Here is a 7,018-nt window from a genome sequence, read left to right as displayed (position 1 = left end):
TCATGAATAATAAACGCTACTTCGTCTATTTTCTGATTTAAAACACCAGCAATATCTTCAACTAATCTATGAACGATTGGTTTTCCAGCAACTGGAATTAATGGTTTTGGAACTGTTAAAGTATGTGGGCGAAGGCGTGAACCACGACCAGCCATAGGTACTATTATTTTCATGTTAGCCCCCTAACCCCCTAAGGGGGAATTCCTATTAGGGGTCAATAGGATTTTATTAATTAATTCAATTTATTTATAAACTATTTACACAATTTTGTCAGTTCCCCCTTCGGGGGTTAGGGGGCTTTACTTCACTCCCGTACTACCAAAACCACCTTCACCTCTTGAAGTTTCTGACAATTCGGTTACTTCAATCCATTCCGCTCTTTCGTGTTTGGCGATGATTAATTGGGCGATGCGTTCTCCGTTTTCGATTATGAAATCTTCATTGGATAAATTTACTAAAATCACGCCAATTTCTCCTCTATAATCAGCATCAACTGTTCCTGGTGAATTTAAAACGGTGATTCCTTTTTTAGCTGCTAAACCACTTCTTGGACGTACTTGCGCTTCGTAACCTATTGGCAATTCAATGAAAAGTCCGGTTTTTACGATAGTTCTTTCTAATGATTTTAAAGTAATTGGTTCTGAAATATTCGCACGTAAATCCATTCCTGCCGAAGCGATGGTTTCATAGTTTGGTAACTCGTGATTGGATCTATTGATGATTTTGATTTGCATTTTTAATTCTATTTTTTTTAGAACACAGATTTTAGAAATTGGAGAAATCCTTACTAAATCTATAGTTTAAAGTTATTATTTCCTTCTGATAATCGTTAAAATGGTTTCTTTTTCGTTTCGGTACACAAAGTAAGCAAAAAACAAGATAGCTGCAATTCCGAAGACATAAGTTTCACGTAAAATTGGCACATAAAATGAAATTCCAGAAAGTACTATTGCTAATCCTAAATAAGTAAAAATCGATTTCTTATCGTATGGAATTGGATATTTCTTTTGTCCCATATAATACGAAATAAACATCATGGCTCCGTAAGCTAAAATAGTAGCTATTGCCGAACCCATATAACTTATAATTGGTATTAAAAGCAAGTTTAAAACTAAAGTTACAATCGCTCCAACAATTGAAATGTAAGCTCCAATTCGGGTTTTATCAATTAATTTGTACCAAACGGATAAATTGGTATAAATACCTAAAAAGAAATTAGCCAAAACAATTAATGGCACTACATCCATCGCATCCCAATATGTTTCTTTTGGAACCAAAATCAACTTTAAAATATCAGCAAAAACGATAACACCTAAGCAAATGAACGAACCAAAAATGACAAAATATTTGGTAATCGTAGCATAGGTTTGAGGCGCGTTTTCATTTTTTGCGTGACTGAAGAAAAAAGGCTCAATTCCTAAAGTGTAAGCCGTTCGGAACAACACCATAAACATACCAATTTTGTAACAAGCCGAATAGGCTCCAATGTCAGCCATATCGACTTGCATCCAATCTAATAAAATTTTATCAAAATGTTCGTTGATAGCAAAAGCAATTCCAGCCACTAAAATAGGCAAGCCGTATTGCATCATTTTCTTCCACAAGTCAGCATCAAATTGCCATTTGATTTTGAAATAATCGGGTAAAACGAAAAGTAAAGTAACTAAGCTTGCTATTAAATTCGCAACAAAAATATAGCCAATTTGAAAATCATCGTGATAAATCGTTTGAATAAAAGGATTAGAAGATTCGTTTGCTAAATTGGGAAGCAGAATCAAAAAGAAAACGTTTAATAGCAAGTTAATTAAGACATTTGAAATCTTAATTACCGCATATTTTATAGGGCGACCTTCAGCTCTAATTTTGGAAAACGGAATTATCGCTAACGCATCTAAAGCTAAAATCCAAATGGTGAAAACGATATATTCCACATTTATTTCAGACCAATTAGCCAAGTTTTTTCGAAATAAAAGAAATATCGCTAAAAATCCTATTGTAGACCAAAAAAGCGAAATAATAGATGTAGATATTACTTTTCCTTTATTTTCTTCCGAATTGTAAAAACGGAAAAAAGCTGTTTCCATTCCATAAGATAAAATCACATTAAAAAAAACCAGATAGGAAAAAATAACGGAAACCTCACCCATTTTTTCTTTATCTGTAAGATAATAAACAAAAATGGGATTTAGAATAAAACTAATAATTCTAGGCAAAACTGTTGCTATGCCGTAGATTGCCGTTTGTTTAAAAAGACTTTTGTAGAGACTCAAGTTGGTTTGGTTTTAGAATAACAAATGTAATTAAAACTTTGGTTTTGCCGAAGGATATTCTAAGGCTGGTTTTTCGGTTACATTCGTTATTTTTTGTTGGTATTCTTTGCCGTTTTTCAAGAAAATTAAAATAGCTTCGTTATCAGCTAAGGTTAAAGCATTTTTTGGGCTGGTATAAATTTGAGTATCATCTCCTTCAATTTTTTCTTGATTACCAGGAGTTTTTATCATCGCCTGAAAATGTAAATTATCCTGTTTTTCAAAAAGTACTTCATAACCTCTGAAAATTAATTTTTTAAGCTCAATATTGGCTGGTAATTCCGATTTTAAGTCGATATAAAAATTGATTCCGCTTCCACCACCACGAACACCGGCTACCCAACCTTGATAAGATGCAACAATTGCTGATTCTTTAATCACTTTATCTTGACTAGAGCAACTAGTAACTAAAATCAAGAATAATATCGAAATATAGTTTTTCATAATTCCTATTTTAAATATTTTACAAAATGAAACCCTTTCGGAACAAAGCCGTGATTCATGTAGAATTTTTGGGCTCCAAAATTGGTCGTATACGCATCTAAAGCAATCATATTACAATTTTCATCGATTGCTTTTTGATTGAGATATTCCGTCATGATGCTGCCAATTCCTTTGGAACGAAAATCTTCATGTACCACAACATTATCCATTTCTAGATATTTTCCACTCCACAATTTAGTTCCAATCCAAAATCCTGCCAAACCCATCGTGATTCCGTTTTCGACTACGATGAGTTGTTTGTAATTGTGCGGAATCATTTTATCTAATAAATTCCCATAGATTTCTAAAGTATAATCATAATATAATTGTTGGATGATAGGCAATTGCTCTAACATTTCGGCTTTCGTTCCTAATTCGATTAACTGTGGCATTTTATTTTTGTAATAGATTTTCGTTGAATAAATTTAAAATTCTTCGGTATTCGTCTACCCAAGAATACGTTTCCGTAAAACCATGCGCTTCCACTGGAAATACAGCTAAATCAAAATCTTTCTTACCTAATTCGATGAAACGTTGCGTTAATCTAACAATATCTTGAAATTGTACGTTGTCATCGACCATTCCGTGTAACATTAGTAATTTATCTTGTAAGTTATTCGCAAAATAAATTGGAGAACTTTTCTTATATGCTTCAGGATCTGTTTCTGGAAAGTTCAAAATGTTTGAGGTGTAGCCATGATTATAATGCGCCCAATCGGTAACCGAACGTAAAGCGGCTCCTGCTTTGAATTCGCCTGGTTCTGTTAGCAATGCCATTAACGTGATGAATCCACCATACGAACCTCCGTAAATTCCCACTCGGTTGGCATCAATTCCTAAATTTTGAACCAAATATTTCTTTCCATCCAATTGATCTGATAAATCTTTTCCACCCATGTGACGATAAATTCCCGTTCTGAAATTGCGACCGTAACCATCGCTGGCTCTGTAATCGATGTCTAAAACGGTGTAGCCTAAATCGGTTAACATGTTGTGAAACATGTATTCTCTGTGGTAGGTGCTCCAATAATTGTGAGCGTTTTGCAAATATCCAGCGCCATGAACAAAAATAACTGCGGCTTTGTTACTGTTTTCTACTTTTGGTTGGTACAAACGAGCGTAAACATTGGTTCCGTCTTCGGCTTTAAACGTGATAACTTCTGGTGTTTTCCAATTGTATTTTTTGAATTCTGGTGTAATGGAGAACGTGATTTGTTTCAAATCTGAATTCGGTTTATTAGCTCCCACATACAATTCCCATGGTTTGTTTTTATAGGAATAACGTACTAAAAGTGTTTTTTCGTCAGGAGATACTTCTACTTCGTAGTTGCCATCATTCGTTAAAATTCCGGTCATTTTTTTAGAAGCGATGTCTAATTTGTAAAAACTTCTGTTTCCTGGATGTGTTGTCGTAGTAGTGATGTAAAATGATTTTTTATCGTTGGACAATTTCACTTCACGAACTTCCCAATTGCCTTTTGTTAACGCTTCTTTTTTCTTGGTTTTCAAATTATATGTGTACAAGTGTGAAAAACCAGTTGCTTCCGATTGAAAATAAAAAGTCGAATTATCAATAAACCCCAAAGTTCCACCACTGAAACTGTAGCCCGGAATTCCAGGTCCGCCAATCCAAGCTTCGTCGTGTTGGTGGTCTAACTCGGTGATGGTTCCTGAAACTAAATCCAATTGCACTATCCAGCGGTGCTTGTTATCTTGACTTCTGATTTCTAAAACGGTATTTTTTCCATCTGGGCTATAAACAGGACTCATCATTACAATAGCCGTTTCGTAATCCGATTTGTCTTTTAAATTTCCGTAGTCTTGATAGTATTTTGGTGCTTCTTTTATTCCCGTTAAATTCGAAAATGAAACGTAATACGTTGTATCTTTATCTGTATTGAAAATTCCGAATTTATGTTTGCTGAAATTTTCTGTTGAAACTTTTGCTCTTGCTTTTTCTTGACGTGTAAAACCATCATCCGTAATGAAATTTTCAACGTTTGTAGAAGCTTGCGTTGGATAATCAGAAATTCGAAAGGTTACAAATTTCCCATCTGGTGAGGGTTTAATTTGTTCTAACGATGATTTGTCGTAATAGATTTCTTTTGGGAATTTCTCTTTTTTAGATTTTGATTTTTCTTCATACCATTTTGAAGACGCTTCTTCATCGCGAACAAATTGAAACAATTCTTTTTGTTGTTTTTTTAAGAACGAATCTTCTTCCTCTTTTGATTTATTTTCTTTTCCCGATTTAAAATTGGTCAACTGAACAATCGAAAAATCTTTGGTATTGAATTGATATACATTTCTATTTTGCTGAAAGAAAATAACATTGGTATTTGTACTTCTTTCTACCGAGTTAATTCTTTCGGCTAATTGAATTACTTTTTTAGTCTTTTTAGTGGATTTGGTATATGCATACAAAACGCCTTGATTGGTATAATACACCACGTCGTATTCCTTTTGCGTTGCCATAAAATCCAAATCGTAAATCGGATTTGAAGTCGTTACTTTTTGAGGAGTTTTTAACGTAGCATTCCAGAAATACGTGCTGTTTCCTATTTCGTTATTTGGATTCCAATCAAATAAAACGGTTTGCCCATCGATAGACCAACGATGATTATCAGGTTGGTGCCCGATAAATTCATTTCCTTTCATGATATCTTCTAAACGAAGATTTTGCGCCGAAGCCAAAAAGGTAAAAAGCAGTAGAACGAAAGACGTATATTTTTTCATTGGTGAGTTGTTATTCTTACAAATATAAAACAAAAAAGTCCCGAATAAATCGGGACTATTTATAATATCTAAATTAAAATTAGTTGTTCAACGCTTCTGCTCCACCAACAATTTCCAAGATTTCCCCAGTAATTGCTGCTTGACGTGCTTTGTTATATGTTAATTTTAATTGGTTTCTTAATTCTGTAGCGTTATCGGTTGCTTTGTGCATTGCGGTCATACGTGCTCCGTGTTCTGCTGCAAACGAATCTCTAATCGATTTGTATAATTGTGTTTTTAATGATTTTGGAATCAATGTTAACACAATTTCTTCTTTTGAAGGTTCGAAGATATAATCAGAAGCTACAACTTCACCTCCAACAATTGGAGCTAAAGGTAAAAACTGTTGGGTTCTTACAATTTGAGTCGCTGCATTTTTGAATTCGTTATACACGATTTCAATTTTATCATACTCACCTGCTACGAATTTATCCATTAACTGTTGCGCAATAGCAGCTGCATTGTCAAAAGTCAATTGATCAAAAACACCATTTTGAACGTCAACTACATTATGTGTTTTACGTAAAACGTCGTTTCCTTTTTTACCGATAGCAAAAACATCTACTTGTTTTCCTTGGTAAGCATCAGCTACTACTTTTACTTGTTTGATAACGTTTGAATTAAACGCACCACACAAACCTCTATTAGAAGTAATTGCAACGATAAGCACTTTTTTTACTTCTCTTTGAGCTGTAAAAGCACCACCTACTTCTCCTTCAAGAGTTGCACTTAAGTTTTGTAATAGTTCAGTAAGTTTTTCTGCATACGGACGCATAGCCGTAATGGCATCTTGCGCTTTTTTTAATTTTGCAGCAGAAACCATTTTCATCGCCGATGTAATTTGCATCGTAGATGAAACAGAAGTAATTCTATTACGTATTTCCTTTAAGTTTGCCATTTTGTTAATTTGTCAATGTGCCAATTTATCAATGTGTCAATTAATTGTCTAATTGACACATTGTCTAATTGACTAATTAATTATATTTTGCTGAAATTTCTTTAGCTACGTTTTCTAAAACATCAGTAATTTTGTCATCAAATTTACCTGCTTTTAACGCGTCTAATGTAACTCTGTGTTTTGCATTTAAGAACTCTAAATAATCTTTTTCGAATTCTTTTACTTTATCAACTGGTACATTTCTTAATAAGTTTTTAGAACCAGCATAGATAATTGCAACTTGACTTTCTACGTTAAATGGAGAGTTTAAACCTTGTTTTAAGATTTCTACGTTTCTCTTACCTTTTTCGATAACGTTTAAAGTTACAGCATCTAAGTCAGAACCAAATTTCGCGAAAGCTTCTAATTCACGGAATTGAGCTTGGTCTAATTTTAATGTACCAGCAACTTTTTTCATTGATTTGATTTGTGCATTACCTCCAACACGAGATACCGAAATACCTACGTTGATAGCAGGACGAACTCCAGAGTTGAATAAATCACCATCTAAGAA

7 protein-coding genes and 1 pseudogene are annotated in these 7,018 nt (G+C 33.8%); all 8 read right to left on the bottom strand.

The window, feature by feature from the left end; translation table 11 throughout:
- Positions 1-173, bottom strand: a 173-nt coding sequence (locus Q0075_RS08375; RefSeq protein WP_297869127.1) for a sugar phosphate nucleotidyltransferase, incomplete at its 3' end; no start/stop codon positions are given.
- Between the two features lie 126 nt (positions 174-299).
- Positions 300-734: a dUTP diphosphatase gene (dut, locus tag Q0075_RS08370; RefSeq protein WP_297869126.1), complete on the bottom strand. Its 435-nt coding sequence runs from the start codon at positions 732-734 to the stop codon at positions 300-302.
- Positions 735-809: 75 nt separating this feature from the next.
- Entirely contained in the window at positions 810-2,270 is a 1,461-nt protein-coding gene (locus tag Q0075_RS08365) for a polysaccharide biosynthesis C-terminal domain-containing protein (RefSeq protein WP_297869125.1), read from the bottom strand.
- Between the two features lie 30 nt (positions 2,271-2,300).
- Positions 2,301-2,753, bottom strand: a complete 453-nt coding sequence (locus tag Q0075_RS08360) for a hypothetical protein (RefSeq protein WP_297869124.1) — start codon at positions 2,751-2,753, stop codon at positions 2,301-2,303.
- A 5-nt stretch (positions 2,754-2,758) separates the two neighbouring features.
- Entirely contained in the window at positions 2,759-3,184 is a 426-nt protein-coding gene (locus Q0075_RS08355; RefSeq protein WP_297869123.1) for a GNAT family N-acetyltransferase, read from the bottom strand.
- Between the two features lies 1 nt (position 3,185).
- Positions 3,186-5,528, bottom strand: a complete 2,343-nt coding sequence (locus Q0075_RS08350; RefSeq protein WP_297869122.1) for a prolyl oligopeptidase family serine peptidase — start codon at positions 5,526-5,528, stop codon at positions 3,186-3,188.
- 79 nt (positions 5,529-5,607) lie between these two features.
- A complete protein-coding gene (gene atpG / locus Q0075_RS08345; RefSeq protein ID WP_297869121.1) occupies positions 5,608-6,465 on the bottom strand; it encodes an ATP synthase F1 subunit gamma in 858 nt (285 codons plus the stop codon).
- A 76-nt stretch (positions 6,466-6,541) separates the two neighbouring features.
- A pseudogene (locus Q0075_RS08340) lies at positions 6,542-7,018 on the bottom strand (F0F1 ATP synthase subunit alpha); the annotation flags it as partial.

Source organism: uncultured Flavobacterium sp. (assembly GCF_937967675.1).
GTDB lineage: Bacteria > Bacteroidota > Bacteroidia > Flavobacteriales > Flavobacteriaceae > Flavobacterium.
This window is presented reverse-complemented; position numbering and strand designations above follow the sequence as displayed.